Consider the following 19792-nt stretch of genomic DNA (forward strand, 5'->3'; position numbering starts at 1 on the left):
CGGCGCCGCAGGGCGGCCGCTCCGGTGGCAGCGGTCGCCCTGATCGGTGACACGACCGGACTGTCAGGCTGCCGGGTTTGCGACGCTGTGGCGAACGTCCGTCAGCCCGTCGGATCTGGACGTGAGTGACATGACGACAAGCGATCGAGGCTACGTGAGCGTGCCGCTGGACAAGAGCCCCGACGAGACGGCGGCCGTCTTCCTTGACAGCATGACGCGCGACGATCCGCCGGCGCACGTCAACCTTCGTTCCGGCCGAGGCGGGAACGGGCTCGAGACATTGCTCGCTGCGCTGGTTCGCCGGCTCCCGCAGCACAGCCTCGAACGCGACGAGATCGTCGAGCGGCGCCGAACCGTGCCGGAGCGCGAGGGCTGGATCCGCACGCTCGTCGACATCATCCCGGCCCGCGACGCCGACGAGGACAACGCGACGCCGGCGTGTGGCGCTTCGGCTGAGTTCCGTGGCGCGCCGGGGCCGGTGGCCGGTGCGTACAGGGAAATGGATGTCTGCGGGGTCAGAGTCCGGCCTCGCGGGCTCGCATGATGGCTTCGGCCCGGTCGGCGACCCGCAGCTTGGTGAAGACGCTGGAGACGTGGTTGCGTACGGTCTTCTGGTTGAGGCCCAGCCGCTCGGCGATCTGCGGGTTGGTCAGATGCTGCGCCACCAGGCCGAGGATCTGGCGCTCCCGGTCGCTGAGCTCGGGGAACGCCTGGTCGCGGGCGCGGGGGCCGGCGAAGTACCCCATCAGGCGTACGGCCAAAGCGGCCCCGAAAATGGCCTCGCCCGCAGCCACCGAGCGCACCGCACGCAGCAGTTCGGCCTTGCGCGCGCCCTTGAGCACGTAGCCGCGTGCCCCGGCCCGCATCGCGGCGAAGACCGAATCGTCGTCGTCGGCCATGCTCAGCACCAGCACCCGGACGTGCGGCATGTCGCGCACCAGCCGCTCGGTCGCGGCGATTCCGCCCATGCCGGGCATGGCCAGGTCGAGCAGCACGACGTCGGGTTGCACAGCGGGCGCGAGCGCGAGGGCCTGCTCGCCGCTGGCTGCCTCGTCCGCCACCACGATGTCGTCCGACGTCTCGAGCAGCGCGCGCAGCCCTTCCCGGAACGCCGCGTGGTCGTCCACGATCAACGTGCGGATGATCTCCACGACTCGCCTTCCGAAGCTGGGGCTGATGGAGCCGGACAAAACAATAAATGAGTCGCGGGCGAACCAAGGGACGGCGCGGAAGCGGGCAGCTCCGCACGGATCCGCGTGCCACCGGGACCCGACGACCAGGCCAGCCGCCCGCCCAGCTCGTCGGCACGCTCGCGCATCGACACGAGACCAGTTCCTTCCCGTACGCCGGAAGCCCCGCCCCCGTCGTCCCAGATCTCCACGATCAACCGGTCCCCGTCCACGTCCAGCCGCACGGAGGCCGACGCAGCCCCCGAGTGCCGGCACACGTTGGTGACGGCCTCGACGGCGATCCGGTAGGCGGCCACCTCGGTAGCGGCCGGCAACGCGGGCAGCGCCGCCGGGGCCACGAGCCGTACGGGTGGTGCGCCCGAAGGCAGCCCGGCCAGGTGCGCCGTCAGCGCCCCGGCAAGCCCCAGACTGTCCAAGGCCGGTGGCCGCAGCCCCTCGACCAGCCGCCGGACGTCGACCACGGCGGCCTCGGCGTCGTCGACGATCCGCGCCAGCAAGTTCTTCACGGCCGAAGGGGCGGCGTCCTGGGCGGCCTCGGCGCGCATGGTGAGCGCGGCCAGTGTCGGCCCCAGCCCGTCGTGCAGGTCGCGCCGCAGGCGGCGGCGTTCCTCCTCGCGGGCCATGACGAGCCTTTCCCGGGAGCGGCGCAGGTCGTCGGCCAGCCGTACGGAATGGACCGCCGCCCCCACCTGCCGGGCCAGGTCGGCCAGCAGGTGCTCGTCGAGCACCGGCCGCCTGCGGCGCGCGGGGTCGGGCCACATGGTGAGCACGCCGACCTCCTCGCCCTGGTGGGTGAGCGACAGCCGGGCCGGCGTAACCCCGGGCGGCAACGAGCCCACGGCCGTGTCCGACTCCTGGTGTGTGAGCGTCGCGCCGGGTGGTACTGGGCCCACGGCCGTGTCCGACTCCTGGTGTGTGAGCGCCGCCCCGGGTGGCACTGGGCCGGTGGCCGTGTTCTGGTGTGTGAGTGTCGCGCCGGGTGGCACTGGGCCGGTGGCCGTGTTCTGGTGTGTGAGCGTCGCGCCTGGCGGCACTGGGCAGGCGGCCGTGTCCGAGTCCTGGAAGGGGAGCGCCTCCGCCGGTGGCAGTGAGCCGACGGCCGTGCCCGACACGGCGACGTAGTCGAGTTGCAGCGTCTCGGCCACGGTCTCGGCGATCAACGGCAGCACCGCCGACGGCGCGACGGCGTCCTCCAGGCGACGGCCGAGGCGGGCCAGGATCACGTACGGCTCCTCGTGCCGGCCGTGCAGCAGGACGGCGATGCCACGTTGCAGGCGGTCGCGCAGCGGGGCGAACGCGACGGCGACGGCCGCCGCGGCGGGTACGGCCACGGTCAGGCTGGCCGAGCGGCCCAGCAACGCGCCCAGGTACGCGGTGATCAGGGCGTACGCGCCGAGGAGAAGCGCCGACAGGGTGCCGTAGAGCAGCGTACGGGCAATCAGCACGTCGATGTCGTAGAGCCGGTGCCGCAGCACGGCCACGGTGAGCGCGGCCGGGAGCAGGCTGACCGCGACGGCCCCGGCGAGCTCCCACACCGTGGCGGCGCGGGGCCACACCGAGCCGGGGTCGTCGTCGAGCAGACCGGCGAGCAGGCGCGCGAGCACGACGGCGGCGGCCATCGCGGCGGCCCAGGCGACCCATTTGATCTGGCGGCGGCGTTCCTCGCCGGCGTGGCGGGCCCGCCACAGCACCGTGCCGCTGCCGATCACGAAGATCAGCCCGGCGGTCAGCGTGAACATGGTGGCGGCGAAGTCCGCGGCCGGGCCGAGACCGGCGACGCCCAGCGGGTTGGCGATGCCGTCGTCGAGGCGTACCTGCCCGGACGGGCCCGGGCGCACCGCCCCGAGCACCGCCGCGGCGGCCGCTACCACCCCGGCCGGACCGAGCAGCCACCACCAGCGCCGGCCGGCCGGCCGGCCGTCCGGGAAGAGCAGCGGGACGACGGCCATGCCCAGGTTGGCGGGCACCCACAGCCACGTCTCGGGCCAGGCCGAGCCGCCCCGGTACGCCCATTCGCCGTTGAGCTCGAGCAGGGCGAACGAGACCGCGCTGAGCAGCAGGGCCCAGCCGATCGCGTTCCGCGGCCGGGCGCCGGCCACCAGCGCGCCGGCTGCCGCGCAGGTCATCACGAACAGCAGGTGGCTCTTGGCGGCGACCGGGACGCCGTTGGCCGCCCCCAGCGTGACCGCGCCGGCCGCCGCGAGCACCGCGACCCCGCAGGCCGCCCACGCGACCACCATCGCCCGCCGTCCCACTCGCAGCTCCCGTCGCCGAACCTCCGGCGCCGACCCTAACCGCGATGTGTCCCGGCCGGATCAGGACAATGTCCCGGCCTCAGCTCGGATGGTGCGATTCCCGCAGCCGATGGAGGGGTGTGCGGAGGCCTTCGTGCCGGGTCTTGACCTCGAGATACTGCCGCGACGGCCGAGCACCGGGCGCCGGCGGTCAGGGGCGGCGCACGCCGGTGAGGAGCAGGTCGAGGTAGCGCAGGCCGGTGGCGGCTTGTTCGGCCGGGCCGAGGGTGTTGTGAACCTTCGCGGCGTAGGCGATGCCGCACATCAGGGGGGTCATGTCGGCCTCGGTGACGGCCGGATCGATGACGCCGGCCGCGTGCGCGCGGGACAGAAGCTGGGCAAAGGCGGTGACGAGCCCGCGTCTGAGGTCGCCGGTGTGTTCCAGGCTGGTGGTGGCGGCGGCGAACACCGGAGGGACGGCCGGGTCGGCCAGCATGGTCTCGATCGCGGCGGCGAGGAAGTCGTGCAACGCCGTCCACGGGTCGGGCTCGGTCGAGGCTTGGCCGGCGCGCCGAACGAGTTCCTCGAGGGCCGGCAGCGCGACGGCTTCGAGCAGCGCTTCCGGGGTGGGGAAGTGCCGGTAGACGGTGGCCACGCCGATGGAGGCTGTCCGGGCCACATCGTTGAGCTGCAGGGGCTTGCCCTCGTCGACGTAGCGCCGGGCGATCTCGACGATGTGGCGTCTGTTCTGGGCGGCGTCCTTGCGCAACGGCATGCTCCCACGATAACTGGATTAATCATCCGCTTGTGCTAGCTTAAACGGATGACTAATCCACTTGTGGTCGGAGAAAGCAGTCGCACCTTCACGCTCGCCGGCGTCGCCGAGCCGGGGGACGCCAAGCCGCTGATCCTGGTGTTCCACGGTTCCCGGCAGACCGGTGCGAAGCATCGCGCCTTCACCGGCGGTGTCTACGACGCGCTGGCCGGCCGGGGCGCGCTCGTCGCCTACCTCGACGGCTACCGCGGCAACTGGAACGACGCCCGCCGCGAGAGCCGGTTCCCGGCCCGCAAGGCCGGCATCGACGACGTCGGGTTCGTCCGGGCGTTCATCGCCGAGTTCGCCTCGGACCGGCGTGTCGACCCGAGCCGGGTCTACGCGGTCGGCTACTCCAACGGCGGCCAGATGGTGATCCGTCTCGCCCACGAGGCGCCGGAGCTGCTGGCCGGCGCGACGGTGATCGCCGCGACCATGCCGGCGCCGGAGAACTTCCTCGCCGGTGAGGCGGACCCGGCGCCGCTGCCCGTCCTGCTGATCCACGGCACCAAGGACCCGATCGTGAGCTACCAGGGCGGCACCATGAACTGGGCCTTCCGCACGCTCTTCAAGGTCGGCGGCGAGACCTGGTCGGCCCCCCGCACGGCGCGCTACTTCGCCGAACGTAACGGGATCACCGCCGACCCCACGACCACGCGCCTGCCGAAGAAGGACGCGGCCGACCCCACCGAGATCGAGCGCACGACGTACGGGGACAAGGTGGCCCTCTACACCGTGCACGGCGGCGGGCACACCGTTCCCGGTCCCTCGTCCGCCGCCCCGGCTGTCGTCGGCAGGACCAGCCACCAGATCGACACGGCCGACGTCATCGCCGAGTTCTTCAATCTCTGACGGCGAGCGCCTTGATCTCGACGGGGATGCCGTTGAGGACGCTGTTGCCCGACAGCGGGTCGACCGTGGTCTCGTCGGTGAGGATGTTCGAGTTCACGCCCGGGTGCTCGGCCGCCACCGTCATGCGGGAGCCGGGCAGGCCGTGACCCCAGCCGTGGGGCAGGCTCACCACGCCCGGCATCACGGCGTCGGTCACCTCGACGCGTGCCGACAGGCCACCGGCCCGCGAGGTCACCTGGGCGTCGTCGCCGTCGCGCAGGTCGAGGCGGGCCGCGTCGGCGGGGTTGATCTGCAGCGTGCAGCGGTCGCGCCCCTTGACCAGGGCCGGCACGTTGTGCATCCAGCTGTTGTTGGAACGCAGGTGCCGCCGCCCGATCAGCACCATCGTGTCGCGCGGCCGGTCCAGCGCCGCCCGCAGCCGGGTGACCTCGGCGGCGAGCCCGTCGAAGTCCAGCTCCACCTTGCCGCTCGGCGTCCGCAGCACCTCGGGGATGCGCGGCTGCAGCGGGCCGAGGTCCACGCCGTGCGGGTTGGAGAGCAAAAGATCCAAGGACATTCCCTCGTACGGGCCGGAGCGCAGTGCCGCGTCGAGCAGCCGCTCGGCGGGTGACGAGCCGGACGCGGACGCCGCACCCGCCTGCCGCAGCATCGCCTCGTGCACGTCGTCGGCCGTGCCCGGCTTCCCGGACACGATCAGCGTGAGCCGGGCCAGGATGTCGCACTCGTCCGGGCCGTCGAAGGCCACCACCGGCGGGGAGTACGTCGCGAAGTTGCGCACCGCCAGGCCCAGGAACGAGAAGTCGTAATGCCCCTTGCGCAGCGCGTCCGGGGGCGGCAGCACGACGTCGGCGTGCCGGGTGGTCTCGTTGAGGTACGGGTCCACGCTCACCATGAACGACAGCCCCGCCAGCGCCTTGTCGAGCCGCCCGCTGTTCGGGGTGGACAGCACCGGGTTGCCCGCCACGGTGATGAACGCGCGCACCTGTTCGTCGCCGGGCGTCTCGATCTCGTCGGCCAGCGTCGCCACCGGCAGTTCGCCCTTGACCTCGGGCAGCCGCCGCACCCGGCTGTGCCACCGGCCGGTCCGGAAACCCTTGCCGGCGCCGCGGCCCTTGCGCACGTGCGGCGCCAGCGGGAACATCGCGCCGCCGGGCCGGTCGAGGTTGCCGGTCAGCACGTTGATGACGTCGACCAGCCAGGACGTGAGCGTGCCGAACTCGACCGTGCACGTGCCGATCCGCCCGTAGACGACGGCCCGCGGCGCGGCGGCCAGCTCGTGCGCCAGCGCCCGGATCCGTTCGGCGGGCACGCCACAGACCTCGCTCACGGCCGACGGAGCGAACGAGGCGGCCAGCTCGCCGACGGTCTCGACGCCGTTCACCTGACCCGCGAGCGCGCCGAGCGAGACCAGCCCGTCGGCGAAGAGCGTGTGGACGATGCCGAACAGCAGGTACGCGTCGGCGCCGGGCCGGATGAACAGGTGCTCGTCGGCGTGCGCGGCCGTACGGGTGCGGCGCGGGTCGACCACGACGAACTTGCCGCCGCGCGCCTGGATCGCCTTGAGCCGTCCCGGGAAGTCGGCCGCCGTGGCCAGGCTGCCGTTCGACTCCCACGGGTTGGCGCCCAGCATGAGCAGCAGGTCGGTGCGGTCGAGATCCGGCACGGGGATGGTCAGCGGGCTGCCGAACAGATGTCCGCTGGACACGTGCTTGGGCATCTGGTCGACCGTGCTGGCCGAGAACACGTTCCGGGAGCCCAGCGTCTTGACCAGCGGCGTCACGTAGAGCCCGCCGGCCATCGTGTGCACGTTCGGGTTGCCGAGGTACAGGGCAACAGCGTTCGGCCCGTACGTGTCGAGGACCGGCCGCAGCCCCGCCGCGACCACCTCGAACGCCTCTTCCCAGTCCACTTCGACATGGGCGCCGCCGCGCTTGACCACGGGCCGCCGCAGCCGGTCGGGGTCGTCGTCGATCCGCCCGAACGTGGCGCCCTTGGGGCAGATGAACCCGTGGCTGAACACGTGCTCCCGGTCGCCGCGGGCCGCGATCACCGTGTCCCCGGCGAGGGTCAGCTCGAGACCGCAGGCGGCCTCGCAGAACGGGCAGGTCCGGTATGCCGTGCGCGAGTCGGCCACGATGCCACCCACTTCCGTACGAGCCGCGAGGCGGTGGTTACTGGTGAGTATCCTGCCATGGCCGGCCCTATTTGGGCAGTCGCAGACCCTGCATCCCGCCGTCGACGGCCAGCGCCACCCCGGTCGTCGCCGAGGCTTCCGGCCCGGCCAGATAGGCGATGGCCTGCGCGATCTCCTCGGCCGTGACCAGGCGTCCCGACGGTTGCCGGGCCTCCAGCGCGGCCCGTTCGGCGGCCGGGTCGCCGGCCGCCGAGAGCAGCCGCTGCACCCACGGGGTGTCGGCCGTTCCCGGGTTCACGCAGTTGACCCGGATGCCCTCGCGCAGGTGGTCGGCCGCCATCGCCAGGGTCAGCGACTGCACGGCGCCCTTGGTCGCGGCGTACAGGGCACGGCGGGGCAGCCCGGCCGTGGCGACGACCGAGCACGTGTTGACGATCGAGGCGTGCGCCGACGCCCGCAGGTGGGGCAGGGCGGCCCGGCTGACCCGCACCACGCCCTGCACGTTCACGTCGAAGACGCGGGCCCACTCGGCGTCGTCGTTCTCCTCGACCGTGCCCTGCGCGCCGATCCCGGCGTTGTTGACCACGATGTCGAGCCCGCCGAACGCGGCCGCCGCCTCGTCCACCGCCGCGCGTACGGAGGTGTCGTCGGTGACGTCGCAGCGCAGGCCGAGCAGCGGTTCCGGCACCTCGGCGCGCAGGTCGAGAGTGGCCACCCGGTGTCCGCGCCCGGCCAGCAGGGTGGCGGTCGCGAGCCCGATGCCGGACGCGCCGCCGGTGACGATCGCGCGCAGGGCGGTCATCGGGGGCCGACCACCTGCTGGCGGGCGCTGCCCAGGTGCTCGATGCCGAGCGTCATCACGTCGCCGGCCTTCAGATACACCGGCGGCTTGAGGCCCAGCCCGACCCCGGGCGGCGTACCGGTGTTGATCAGGTCGCCCGGCTCCAGCACGAGGAACTGGCTCAGATAGTGCACGAGGTGGAACGGGTCGAAGATCATGGTGCTGGTGTTGCCGGTCTGCCGCCGTACGTCGTTGACGTCGAGCCACATCGCCAGGTCGCGGACGTCCGGGATCTCGTCGGGGGTGGCCAGCCACGGCCCGGCCGGGTTGAACGTCTCGGCCGACTTGCCCTTGACCCACTGCCCGCCGCGCTCCATCTGGAAGGCGCGCTCGCTGACGTCGTTGACCAGCACGTACCCGGCGATCGCGGCGGCCGCGTCGTCGACGGACCCCAGATAGGAGGTGCGCCGCCCGATCACGATGCCGAGCTCGACCTCCCAGTCGGTCTTGGCCGAGCCGCGCGGCAGACGGACGTCGTCGTCCGGCCCGACCAGCGTGTTCGGCGACTTGGTGAACAGGATCGGCTCCTTGGGCACGGCCTGCCCGGTCTCGGCCGCGTGGTCGCTGTAGTTCAGCCCGATGCACAGGATCTGGTGCGGCCGCGCGATCGGGGCGCCGACGCGTTGCCCGCCGATCGGCCGCACGTCCCCAACGGCGACCCGCTCGGCGACCGGCCCGGCGATCCGCTCCACCCCGCCGCTGCCGAAGAACTGCTCGTCGAAGTCGGCGACCAGGTCGGACACGTCGACGTAGCCGGACTCGCCGGCGCGGACGGCGGGCTTTTCGGCGCCGGGTGCGCCGAGACGCATGAGGAACACGGGTGGAACTCTCCTCTTCTCAGGGGATCCAGTACGGCGTACGCAGCCCGGTCGTGCCCACCTCGGCCGTGAACAGGCGCCCCGAGGCGGGGTGGCGGGTCAGGTCTTCCGCGGACATGCCCTCGGTCGCCGTCGTGATCACCAGCGTGTCCAGGCGGGGGCCGGCGAACGCGCAACTGGTCGGCTGGGGCGCGTCCACCTCGACGACGGCCAGCAGCGCGCCGGAGGGCGTACGGCATTCGACGCGCCCCTGCCCGTGGATCGCGATCCAGAGGTTGCCGATCGCGTCCACGCACAGCCCGTCGGGCAGCCCCTCGGAAATCTCGAACAGCTTCTCCCGTACGCCGTCAGGGTAGTCCCGCCCGTAGATCACGCCGGGGATCGAGTCGACGCTGTACAGCGTGCGGCCGTCGGGGCTCCAGGCCAGCCCGTTCGACAGGGTCAGGTCGTCGTCGAGCACCGTCACGGCGTCGCCGTCCAGCCGTACGAGGGTCTGCGTGCCGCGCGAGTCGTCGAGGGCCATGCCGCCGACCAGGAAACGGCCCTGGGGATCGATGCCGCCGTCGTTGAGGCGGCTGCCGGCCCGGCCGAGCTGGGCTATCCGCGTACGGGAACCGCTCTTGCCGAGTTCGAGGACGTCGCCGCGGGTGGCCACCAGCAGATCGCCGGGCTCGGACACGGCGACCACGCAGGCGAGGTCCTCGAAATCCCAGGTGCCGGTGACCGTGATGGTCCCCGGGCCGACCGTGCCGGCGTGCACCGTGCCGCCCAGGATGTCGACCCAGAGCAGGCGCTCCCGGTTCGCGTCCCAGATCGGGCCCTCGCCGAGGGTGTAGGCCTGGTCACCGGCCGGATGGGCGACGAAGTGGGCAGTCATGTCCGGATCGTAGGCGTAAGAGCCGGGCGGGAGAAGGATCTTCCCGAGTCGCGCGCCGGGTACTACGGTCGGACCATGTCTGAGCGGCGCAGCGCGCAGTGGTACGGGGGCGACGACCGGAACAGCTACATCCATCGGGCCTGGATGAGGCGGGGGTTGCCCGCCGACGCGTTCGACGGCCGGCCACACATCGCCATCGCGAACACCGCCAGCGCCCTGACCCCGTGCAACGCGCACCTCGACGAGGTCGGCCGCAGCGTCGCCGACGGCATCCACCGGGCCGGCGGCATCGCGCTCAACCTGCCCGTGGTGTCGATCGGCGAGACGCAGGTCCGCCCGACCGCGATGCTGTGGCGCAACATGGCCGCGATGGCGATCGAGGAGATGCTGCGGGCCAACCCGATCGACGGCGTGGTGCTGCTCGGCGGCTGCGACAAGACGATCCCGGCGCTGCTCATGGCCGCCTCCTCGGTCGACCTGCCGGCCGTGGTGGTGCCGGGCGGGCCGATGCTGACCGGCACGTTCCGGGGCGTGCCGCTCGGCTGCGGAACCGACGTGTGGAAACTGAGCGAGGAGGTCCGCGCCGGCACGCTGAGCGCCGACGAGTTCCAGCGCTCCGAGTCGTCGATGATCCGCAGCCGCGGGCACTGCAACACCATGGGCACCGCCTCGACCATGGGCCTGCTGGCCGAGGTGCTGGGCATGACCCTGCCCGGCATCGCGGGCACACCGGCGGCCGACAGCCGTCTGCTCGAGGCCGCGCACGCCACCGGGGTGCTCGCCGTCGACCTGGTCGAGCAGGACAGGCGGCCGAGCGCGGTCATGACCAGGGCCTCGTTCCACAACGCGATCGTGGCGCTGGCCGCGATCGGCGGGTCGACCAACGCCGTGGTGCACCTCCTCGCGATCGCCGGGCGGCTCGGGGTCGAGCTCACCCAGGACGACTTCGACCGCATCGGTGCCGGCGTCCCGCTCCTGGTCGACCTGCAGCCGGCCGGCCGGTTCCTGATGGAGGACCTGTTCCGCGCGGGCGGGCTGCACGCCGTGCTGGCCGAGGTGCGCGACCTGCTCGACCCGGCGGCGATCAGCGTGCTCGGCGAGCCGCTGGTCTCCGCGCTCGACGCCGCCCGCGTCTACGACCGCGAGGTGATCCGGCCCCGGGCCGACCCGCTGCAGATGGAGGCCGGGATCGCCGTCCTCTACGGCAATCTGGCCCCTGACGGCGCCCTGGTCAAACCGGCCGCGGCCACCCCGGCCCTGCTGCAGCACCGCGGCCCGGCGGTGGTGTTCGACTCGGTCGAGGACCTGAAGGAGCGGCTCGACGACCCGGAGCTCGAGGTCACGGCCGACTCGGTGCTGATCCTGCGCGGCTGCGGCCCCAAGGGCTACCCCGGCATGCCCGAGGTGTCCAACATGCCGCTGCCCGCCAAGCTGCTGGCCGACGGCGTCCGCGACATGGTGCGCGTCTGCGACGGGCGGATGAGCGGCACCGCGTACGGCACGGTGGTGCTGCACGTCGCCCCCGAGGCCGCCGCCGGGGGTCCGCTGGCCAAGGTCCGCACGGGCGACACGATCATCCTGGACCTGGAGAACCGGCGCCTCGACGTGGACCTGCCCGCCGACGAGTGGGCGGCCCGTGAGCCGTCGGCCGAGGCCGCCCGTGCCTACGCGGCCCCGCAACGCGGCTGGGAGAAGCTCTACGTCGACACGGTGGGCCAGGCCAACACCGGCGCCGACCAGTCCTTCCTGCTCGGCGCCTCCGGCGACAAGGTCTCCCGCGAGTCCCACTGACCCCCTGATCAGTCGTTCGTGGTGGATTCCGTGGGCTGCCCGCCGGAGCAGGTGACCGTCATCGTCGTGACCTGGTTGCCGTGCTTGAAGGTGACGACGGCCGCCGACGACGGTCCGGTGCGGGCCGACTGCACCTTGTAGGGCTTGAAGGCCTCGTACGAGGTGATCTCCGCCGTCGTGGGGGAGGGGCAGGTCGCCGTCAGCGTGCCGGCGTCGGACGACCACGTACGGAACACCGGCTCGGGATCGGGTGCGGGCGCCGTCGTCCCGGGCGTGCCGGGGCCGGTGGTCGTGACCGGGCCGGCCGCCGCCGTGGTGGTGGTGGTCGCCGTCGGGGCCTGCGTTCGGGTGGTCGCTGTCGCCGGGGTGGCCGGCCTCTTCTTCGTGGGCGCCGGCGCCGGGGCGGCGTTGGCGGACGGCAGGGCGCTCGCCGGTGGCTGCTGGGGCGGGACCGAGGCGTTGATCGCCGCTGGCGTGACCTTGTCCGACTTGTCGGGCATGAGCAGCCAGCCGAGCGCGGCGGCCGCCAGCAGCACGATGACGGTGGCTGTCCAGCGGCCCCGGTTGGTGGCACGGAACGGCCACGGGCGAGGGCCGGTGTTCCGGGGGTCCTGCGTGTTCGGGTTCGGCGGCCGGGTGTTGCTGGGACGGCCCGGCGGACCTTCCTTGTACGCCCTGTTGCGGGGTTCGGCCCCGGCGACGTGGTTCACGGGCCCGGCATTGGCGGAGCCGCCGGTCGCGTCGCCGGTGGTCCCGTCCTGCGTGCCGGCTCCTGTGTCGTCATCCTTCGGCCCGGCCCCGGTGGTGTGATCCGGCGCGGTTCCCCCCGTGGTGTGACCTGGCGTGTTTCCCCCTGTGGTGTGACCCGGCGCGCTTCCCCCTGTGGTGTGACCCGGCGCGGCGTCGCCTGTGGTGTGGCCCGGGTTGGCGTTCCCGGCAGCGGCCCCGGCCAGCGACCTGGACCCGGTTGTGTGGCCGGCCGCCCGATCCGTCGATCCAGCCCCGGCAGCCGCGCCCAGCGCCCCCGCTCCGGCAACTCCACCCGGCGCTCCCGCGCCGTCGGCACGGGTCGGTGTCCAGGCTCCGGCGGCACGGTCCGGGTTCCACGCGCCGGCGGCCCGGCTGAGCAGAATGGACGCCTCGCGGGCGCTGGGCCGGCGCGACGGATCCTTGATCAGGCAGCGTTCGCACAGCTCGGCGATGAAGTCGGGCACCCCGGTCACCGTCGGCAGCGGCGCCGGTTCCAGATAGATGTGCGCGGTCAGCATCTGCGTGGTGTCCTCGCTGGTCCACGGCGAGTGCCCGGACAGCAGGCGATAGAGCACCACGCCCAGCGCGTACACATCGGACGCGGGCTCCACGGCGTCGTCGAACAACCGTTCGGGCGCCAGATACGCGGGGGTGCCCAGCACCTCGGGGTCGAGGATGCCGGACCCGCTCGGCGCGGTGGCGGCCGCGATCCCGAAGTCGACGACCTTGGCGCCCGTCGGGCCCAGCATGACGTTGGCCGGTTTGATGTCGCGGTGCACCAGGCCCACCGCGTGCGCCGCGGCCAGCGCGGCCGCGATCTCGGCACAGACCCGCATCGCCAGGCGCGGTTTGACCGGCCCGTCCACCATCCGTTCGGCGAGCGTGCCACCCTCGACCAGCTCCATCACCACGTACGGGAATGTCCGCCCGCCGGCCGTCATCTCGCCGTAGTCGTGAACCTGAGCGATGTTCGGATGCGACAAACCCGCCGCGGCCTGCGCCTCCCGCCGGATGTCGGCCTGTTCGCCCCGCTCGGGCGTCACGATCTTGACCGCCACGCTGCGCGCCAGCACGTTGTCGCGGGCCCGCCATACCACGGCCATCCCCCCGGCGCCGATCGGCTCCCGCAGCTCGTAGCGGCCGCCGAGGACGACACCGGCGAGGTCACTGCGTCCGTCCATTCGTGGCAGTCTGCCGTGATCGCCGGTCATCCGCATCCCCCGTCTTGTCTGTCAGGCTGTGCACCCGGCCTTGCCGTCGCGGCGCGCCGGGTGAACGCTGAGAGTAGTAGTGCCGCCGTACCGGCGACCGCCTGACCATCGGAGGCGGACATGATCAAGACACGGCTCGTGGTGGGTGTGGACGGATCGGCCGAGGCCACCGCGGCGGTGAGCTGGGCCGCGGCGGAGGCCGTACGCCGGCACGCCGAGCTCAGGCTGCTGACGGCCTACTATCGTCACCGGTCCACTCCCGGGCGCCCCGGCAGCCACTCGGCCGAGGAACACGCCGCGACCGTCCTGCGCCGGGCCGCCGCCCACGCCCGCGAGGCCGCCGGCGAGGTCGAGATCAAATGCCAGTCCCTTCCCGGGTACGCGGTCCCGCTGCTCGTGCATGCCGCCGAGGAGGCCGCGCTGCTGGTCGTCGGCGGCCGGCACGAGGGTGGCCTGCCCGTCCTTCCCGTCGGCTCGGTCAGCAACCAGGTCGCGACGCAGGCCCGCAGCTCGGTCGTCGTCGTCCGCGGCCGCTACGGCCCCGGCGCAGGCCCGGTCGTGGCCGCTCTCGACGACGGGCCCGCCGCCACCACAGTGCTGGGTCACGCCTTCGAGGAGGCAGCCCTGCACGGCGTCGAGCTGGAGGCCCTCACCGTCGGCGGGACGGCGGCCCCCGACCCCCTCGGCGCCGAACTCGACGCCCAGCTGGATCGGTGGCGCGAGAAGTACCCCGGCGTGCGGGCCCGCCGCGAATACCTGACCGGCCGCCCCGACCTGGTGCTGACCCAGCGCTCCCGCTCGGCCTGCCTGATGGTGGTCGGCCCGCGCACGCACGGCTTCCAGGGCCTGATGCTGGGCCCGATCGGAACCCGCCTGCTGCACCACGCCGCCTGCCCGGTGCTGGTCGCCCGCTGACCTCACCGGTCGAATGCGCGTATGACGGTCAGGAAGTTCCGGAGGCGATCGACGTCGGCGGACGATATCGGGTCGGGGTTGAAGTGAGTGACCTTGTTGCGAATCTTGCGCAGCTCGTCCAGATGAGTGCCGACCACTTTACGATCGAGGGTCCAACCGATCTTGGCCCAGCAGTCGGGATTCCGGATCACCGACAGGTAGTCGCCCATCGTCATGTCGTCGTACGACGTGAGGTTCTCGCCGGAGACGCAGACCCGCTGCAGATCCTCGATCTCGAAGCGGTTGCGAATCAGCCGGCGCAACTCCTGATCGAGTTCGCCGATGAGAAAGAACGGCGTCGCCATGTCGTCGTAGACGCGAACCACGTCAGCCGCGGTCACGATGCCGTAGACCTGCTTGTCGTGGGCCCGCACGAAAACGAACTCCTCGCTCCACAGAACGCCGAGCACGTCGAGGAGGCGAGTGTTGTAGGGGAAGTCACGCACCGGGATTACGGCGTCGCTGAGGGTGGCGTCGCCGCCGGCTTGCCGGGCGATGGCGATGGATTGCCAGGTCACCGCACCACGCAAATCGCGTGTCCCGGACAGCACCGGCACTTGAGAGTAGTCACCGAGCAACATCTCGGTCACAGCCTCGTCCAGGGACGCAGACGGGCTCACCGACACCAGCCTGTGTTTGTCCGGCAGGAGATTTCCCAGCGTACGACCGATGTCTTCGCTCTCCTCATCGCTCGGGCTGACCGCCGGCACGTGGAAGGCCAAGCTGGGTGCACTGGGGACGGCGGGCGCGGCGACGTTCTCCACATCCTCCGGCGTGCTCAGGACCTCCAGCCGTACGACGGTGTCCAGGCCGACGGCGCGGAAGTCGGGCACGGTCGAGAGACCGTGGTTCGCCAGATCCGCTTCGATCTCTGCCGTCAGCTCGCGGTCGCGGTCCTGTCCACCCCACCGCCGGATCAGATCGCGGACTGTCAGTTCCTCGGGATCTCCGCGCTCCGCCCGTTCCCGCGCGGCGTTGAGGCCCTCATAACGGCGGACGACCACGGTCGACTGAGGTTCGTCGTCCTCCGGGGTCTTGCTCGCGACAGCCTCGAGGAGTTGCCTGCGAAGGTCGTGCAGGAAGGGACCGCTGGGGCCGACCCTCCACGCGTACCACCCGTCAGTCGCCACCTTCGTGACGGCGTCGGACGCCCCTGAGGGCGACATGAACTCCTGGCCGTCCTCCAGTCTGATGCGGCCTCGGCGTGTGACAGTGGCTCGATGGACCTCGCCGAGGCGTGGGCGCTCGAAGATCAGTTCGTCATCGGCGTCGAGCAACTGTGCGTCCAGGAGATCGGACAACCGGACGCGGCGGCCGTTGATGAGGTGTTGCCGGCGGCGTGACGACCCATCCGAATACATGACGATGCTGTCCCCCGGTTCCCGCGTGGTGGTGATCGCCACATGCTAGGCAAGGCGCCACTGTGGAGCGACGGCTCTATGGGTGGACCCTGTCGCTGAGCGGCTGAGCCGGTCCGGGTCAGCTGTTGCGGGGGCGGCGAGCGACGATCACGGCGTGCGTGGTGGGCCAGTCCATCGGGGCGCCGTCGTCGGCGAAGAGCTGGGCCACGGGGGCTATGCGGTTGGTGACAACCCAGTCGTTGCGCAGGGGGTGGGAGGCCGGGTCGAGGTCGAAGCCGGCCTCGGCCAGCAGGGTCACCCAGTCGGCGAAGTCGAGGCCGCAGAACTGCTCGTGGGTCTCGGAGAGCCAGTTGTCGGTGTAGTCCTTGCGGGTGAGGAAGTCCATGGCCTGGCCCAGCGGGAGGCGGACCGTGCCGCCGGGCCGGGCCTCGAACGCGAACGGGAAGGCGAAGTCGACCGCGAACTGGTCGAGCTTGGCGCGCGTCGACAACCCGCCCACATAGGCGGCCACCTCGGCCGAGGGCAGGGAGGCGAGGTCCGTACGGGGGGAAGCGGGGTTTGCCCCGTCGTCGTCGGTCAGGCGCAGCAGGACTGGACGGGTGCGGTCGCCGGGGCCGCAGACGTCGCTGTTGATCCAGACGCCGCCGGGGACGGTGTGGTCGTGGATGCGGCGGGCGAACTCGACCAGCGACTCCCGCTGCCTGCCGTACGACCAGATCTCATGCGTGAGCGCGAACGTGAGGGTGGTGTCCACGGAGCGGTCCGGCAGCACCGCGCCGCCGAGGACGTTGCGCTGGTAGAAGTACACGTTGGCGTTGCGGAAGACGCCCTGCGCCTTCTTGTGCACGCATTCCTGGTACAGGTGGCGGGCGACCTCGACGCCGATCAGGTCGCTCTCGTGCAGCGCGTCGTCGCGGTCGGCCAGTTCGAGCACCGCGCCGGCGCCGCAGCCGATGTCGACGATCCGGCCCGGCTGCACGTACCGGCGTACGGCGGCCCATTTGCGCTCGGCGGCGTCGGCGAAGGCTTCCACGTACGTGCGGTAGTCGCGCGTCGCGGTCAGGCCGCCCTCGTCGCCGACGACCGGGTCGTTGACCACCGTACGCACGACAGCAGGCAGCCCGTAGCGGTCGTAGACGTCGACCGTGGCGGGGTGGGCGAGCTTGCGCCACGACTCGTCACCGGCGGCCAGCCGCAGCAGCACGTCCCACGGCCGTTCGGGCGTCACCGTCAAGGCCGGGTCGGCCTCGACCGGCGCGATCGCGAAGCCCAGCTCCTCGTAGAGGGCGGCGACCTGCGGCGTCGAGCAGGCGACCAGGGTGTCGGCCGGGGTCAGCTCGAGCCCGGTGGCCACCGTGACGGTCTTCAGTGTGACCTGCGCGAACCTGTCCGTCGGGGCGGTGTCGAAGATCGGCACGACCACCGACCGCAGCCCGGTCTCGACGCTGAACCGCTCGATCGCCGCCTCGCGCCGGTGGTACGGGACGGGGTTGCGTTTGGTGTTCTCGTGGTTGGCCGAGGTGACGGCCCAGACGATCGTGCCGGCGCCCTCGTCGGCCAGCCGCTGCAGGTACTCGGCCTGGAACCGGGTCAGCAGGTGGTGCCGACCCGGGAAGAGCACGTAGCGCGGCGTCTCGGTCACGACCGATGATCTTAACGGGGTGACTCCCGGCCCGGGGTCCGGCCGCCGATCACCGCTTGATCAATGGCGCGGTTGTCGGCCACCCGACCGATCGCCACGGCGGATGATCGGACATTAGTGGGCATTGTCGCTGTCGGCCCTTGTCAATTCGATGGACTTCGCCGCAACGGCCGCCGAACAATGCTGGTGACCGTTCGGGAGGTCCTCATGAACAACTCCGCATCTGACCGGAACACCCAGTACGACGATCTCATCGACAAGACCCTCCAAGCCACGCAGAACAACAAAGAAATTGACCGGGGAAGCCTGGAGGCATTGCTGCGGGCGGGCCGGGACGCCCTGCTCGGCGAGACGACCGTCCACACGGTGGTGCACGGCCGTCGCGACGGCGAGGAGGCCGCGTTCACCGGTCGTATCGGGCGGCGCATCGGCCCCGTGGCCCCACCGACGGTCGAGGTCGTGGAGCCCGAGGACGGCGATGACGAGGGTCCCACGGTGCAGATCAACATCTGGGTGCGGCGGTGACCGGGGACAGGCGATGAACACGCGCGGGCCGGTCGTGATCGTGTCGATGCCGTTCCACGGCGCCGACCGGCCCTCGATCCAGGCCGGGCTGCTGGCCGCGATCGTCCGCGAGCACGGCTTCGCGGCCCGCACCCTGCACGCGAACCTCGATCTCGCCGCGCGGATCGGGCCGGCCCGCTACGAGCAGCTGGCTCAGCACCGCGACCGGATGCTGGGGGAGTGGCTGTTCTCGGTCGCGGCGTTCGGCGCCCGCGCCCCCGATCCGGGGTCGGCCCTGCTCGACGACCTGCCCGGCGGCTTCCCGGACCGCAAGGAGCTGCTGCGGATCCGGCACGAGGTGGTGCCGGCCTATCTCGACGACCTGGTGAACACCTACGAGTGGCGGCAAACGAGTGTGGCCGGTTTCACCTGCACGTTTCAGCAGAACACCGCGTCGTTCGCCCTCGCGCGCCGGCTCAAGAATCGCTTTCCCGATCTCGTGACGGTGTTCGGCGGCGCCAATTTCGACGACGAGATGGGGATCGAGTGGGTTCGCACGATCGACTGTGTCGACTACGCGATTCGCGGCGAGGCCGACGAGTCTTTTCCGCAATTACTGCACGCCCTCGCGACCGGTGACAATCCGGCCGGAATTCCCGGGGTGATCCGCCGTGACGACGACGGCACGGTCACCGCCACCCCGCCGGCGCCCCCGTCGGCGCTGCCGGTCGTCGCGCCGGACTACGACGAGTTCTTCCGCGCCGATCACGACTCCCGGGTCTGGATCCCGATCGAGACGTCGCGCGGCTGCTGGTGGGGCGAGAAGCATCACTGCACGTTCTGCGGCCTCAACGCCACCACCATGCGGTTCCGCGCCAAGCCGCCGGGCAGCGCCCTCGAGGAGCTCGACCGGCAGGCCCGCCGCTACGGGCATTTCACCTTCGCCGCCGTCGACAACATCCTCGACACCGGCTATCTGCGCACGCTGCTGCCCGAACTGGCCGCGCGGGACCGGGGGTACGAGCTGTTCTACGAGATCAAGGCCAACCTGCGCCGCGATCAGGTGCGGCTGCTGGCCCGGGCCGGGGTGACCCGGGTGCAGCCGGGCCTGGAATCGCTGAGCACGCGCGTTCTCGCCCTGATGCGCAAGGGGGCGACGGCCCCGCAGAACGTCAACCTGCTGCGCTGGGCGCGGTACTACGGCCTCGACGTGCAGTGGAACCTGCTCTGGGGCTTCCCCGGCGAGACCCGCGACGACTACACCGGGCAGGCCGCTCTGGTGCCGCGCCTGGCCCACCTGCAACCGCCGGGCGGCGCCGACCGCATCTGGCTCGAACGGTTCAGCCCGCTGTTCACCGACGAACGTGTCCGCGGCCGCCGGCCCGAGAGAAGCTACGCGTACGTCTACCCGCCGTCGATCGACCTGGAGCGGGTGGCCTACTTCTTCGAGTACGAGGTGGCCGGCGGCCTGCCCGAGGAGGCGTACGACGGGCTGCGCCGTGCGGCCGGGGCCTGGCAGCGCGCCTGGGACGCGCCCGGGCGGCCCTCCCTGACATTCCGCCACGCCCCGCGATTCCTGCAGGTCTACGACGCGCGCCACCCGGGTCACGAGTGCACACACACGTTCGACGGGCCCGCCGCCGACGTCTACTCCGCGTGCTCTGACCGTCCGGCGCGTGCCCGGGCCGTACGGGAAACGCTCGGTCTGAGCGCGCACACCGTGCACGAATCGCTCGCCGAGTTCGACCGGCTGGGCCTGATGCTCCTCGAGGACGACACCGCGCTCGCGCTTGCCCTGCCGGCCGTCGCGGGCCGCTGA

General features: G+C 71.9%; 16 protein-coding genes. 6 read left to right on the forward strand and 10 right to left on the reverse strand.

Features of this window, described 5'->3' with window-relative positions; translation table 11 throughout:
* Positions 1-154: 154 nt before the first annotated feature.
* The gene (locus tag C8E87_RS35945) at positions 155-544 is read left to right on the forward strand and encodes a hypothetical protein (protein WP_133877854.1); all 390 of its coding nucleotides are present in this window, start codon (positions 155-157) and stop codon (positions 542-544) included.
* Here C8E87_RS35945 and C8E87_RS35950 read toward each other — a convergent pair.
* The 3 genes from C8E87_RS35950 to C8E87_RS35960 form a co-directional block, all read right to left on the reverse strand.
* Positions 516-1151, reverse strand: coding sequence for a response regulator transcription factor (locus C8E87_RS35950; protein ID WP_203720808.1), 636 nt, complete (start codon positions 1149-1151; stop codon positions 516-518). The genes C8E87_RS35945 and C8E87_RS35950 overlap by 29 nt on opposite strands.
* Complete coding sequence (locus tag C8E87_RS35955; RefSeq protein WP_133877855.1) at positions 1130-3445, reverse strand: sensor histidine kinase; 2316 nt, start codon at positions 3443-3445, stop codon at positions 1130-1132. Before C8E87_RS35955 ends, C8E87_RS35950 begins: the two co-directional genes overlap by 22 nt.
* Positions 3446-3635: 190 nt before the next feature.
* Entirely contained in the window at positions 3636-4199 is a 564-nt protein-coding gene (locus C8E87_RS35960) for a TetR/AcrR family transcriptional regulator (protein ID WP_133877856.1), read from the reverse strand.
* A gap of 48 nt (positions 4200-4247) precedes the next feature.
* Here C8E87_RS35960 and C8E87_RS35965 point away from each other — a divergent pair, with 48 nt between their 5' ends.
* Positions 4248-5090 carry a CE1 family esterase gene (locus C8E87_RS35965; RefSeq protein ID WP_133877857.1) on the forward strand — a complete coding sequence of 281 codons (843 nt, stop codon included), beginning with the start codon at positions 4248-4250 and terminating at the stop codon, positions 5088-5090.
* Here C8E87_RS35965 and C8E87_RS35970 read toward each other — a convergent pair.
* The 4 genes from C8E87_RS35970 to C8E87_RS35985 all read right to left on the reverse strand — a co-directional run bounded on the left by C8E87_RS35970 (position 5080) and on the right by C8E87_RS35985 (position 9760).
* The gene (locus C8E87_RS35970) at positions 5080-7224 is read right to left on the reverse strand and encodes a molybdopterin oxidoreductase family protein (protein ID WP_239080426.1); all 2145 of its coding nucleotides are present in this window, start codon (positions 7222-7224) and stop codon (positions 5080-5082) included. The two genes, C8E87_RS35965 and C8E87_RS35970, sit on opposite strands and share 11 nt — an antisense overlap.
* A 67-nt stretch (positions 7225-7291) precedes the next feature.
* Complete coding sequence (locus C8E87_RS35975) at positions 7292-8026, reverse strand: SDR family NAD(P)-dependent oxidoreductase (RefSeq protein WP_133877858.1); 735 nt, start codon at positions 8024-8026, stop codon at positions 7292-7294.
* Positions 8023-8874, reverse strand: a complete 852-nt coding sequence (locus tag C8E87_RS35980) for a fumarylacetoacetate hydrolase family protein (protein ID WP_307870766.1) — start codon at positions 8872-8874, stop codon at positions 8023-8025. Before C8E87_RS35980 ends, C8E87_RS35975 begins: the two co-directional genes overlap by 4 nt.
* A 28-nt stretch (positions 8875-8902) precedes the next feature.
* A complete protein-coding gene (locus tag C8E87_RS35985; protein WP_133877860.1) occupies positions 8903-9760 on the reverse strand; it encodes an SMP-30/gluconolactonase/LRE family protein in 858 nt (285 codons plus the stop codon).
* Between the two features lie 75 nt (positions 9761-9835).
* Here C8E87_RS35985 and C8E87_RS35990 point away from each other — a divergent pair, with 75 nt between their 5' ends.
* Positions 9836-11551 carry a dihydroxy-acid dehydratase gene (locus C8E87_RS35990; protein WP_133877861.1) on the forward strand — a complete coding sequence of 572 codons (1716 nt, stop codon included), beginning with the start codon at positions 9836-9838 and terminating at the stop codon, positions 11549-11551.
* Between the two features lie 8 nt (positions 11552-11559).
* Here the strand turns inward: C8E87_RS35990 and C8E87_RS35995 are convergent, their stop codons facing one another.
* A complete protein-coding gene (locus C8E87_RS35995; protein ID WP_239080425.1) occupies positions 11560-13482 on the reverse strand; it encodes a serine/threonine-protein kinase in 1923 nt (640 codons plus the stop codon).
* 150 nt (positions 13483-13632) lie between these two features.
* On the opposite strand from C8E87_RS35995, the gene C8E87_RS36000 reads away from it, so the two are divergent.
* Positions 13633-14427 carry a universal stress protein gene (locus C8E87_RS36000; protein ID WP_133877863.1) on the forward strand — a complete coding sequence of 265 codons (795 nt, stop codon included), beginning with the start codon at positions 13633-13635 and terminating at the stop codon, positions 14425-14427.
* A gap of 2 nt (positions 14428-14429) precedes the next feature.
* Here the strand turns inward: C8E87_RS36000 and C8E87_RS36005 are convergent, their stop codons facing one another.
* Together C8E87_RS36005 and C8E87_RS36010 are read right to left on the reverse strand one after the other, a co-directional pair.
* Complete coding sequence (locus C8E87_RS36005; RefSeq protein ID WP_133877864.1) at positions 14430-15869, reverse strand: restriction system modified-DNA reader domain-containing protein; 1440 nt, start codon at positions 15867-15869, stop codon at positions 14430-14432.
* A gap of 76 nt (positions 15870-15945) precedes the next feature.
* Positions 15946-17469: a class I SAM-dependent methyltransferase gene (locus C8E87_RS36010; RefSeq protein ID WP_133877865.1), complete on the reverse strand. Its 1524-nt coding sequence runs from the start codon at positions 17467-17469 to the stop codon at positions 15946-15948.
* Between the two features lie 207 nt (positions 17470-17676).
* Between C8E87_RS36010 and C8E87_RS36015 the strand changes: the two genes are divergently transcribed.
* The gene (locus C8E87_RS36015) at positions 17677-17994 is read left to right on the forward strand and encodes a hypothetical protein (RefSeq protein WP_133877866.1); all 318 of its coding nucleotides are present in this window, start codon (positions 17677-17679) and stop codon (positions 17992-17994) included.
* 13 nt (positions 17995-18007) lie between these two features.
* Entirely contained in the window at positions 18008-19792 is a 1785-nt protein-coding gene (locus C8E87_RS36020; protein ID WP_133877867.1) for a RiPP maturation radical SAM C-methyltransferase, read from the forward strand.

Origin of the sequence: Paractinoplanes brasiliensis, from assembly GCF_004362215.1 — a bacterium.
Classification (GTDB): Bacteria; Actinomycetota; Actinomycetes; order Mycobacteriales; family Micromonosporaceae; genus Actinoplanes; species Actinoplanes brasiliensis.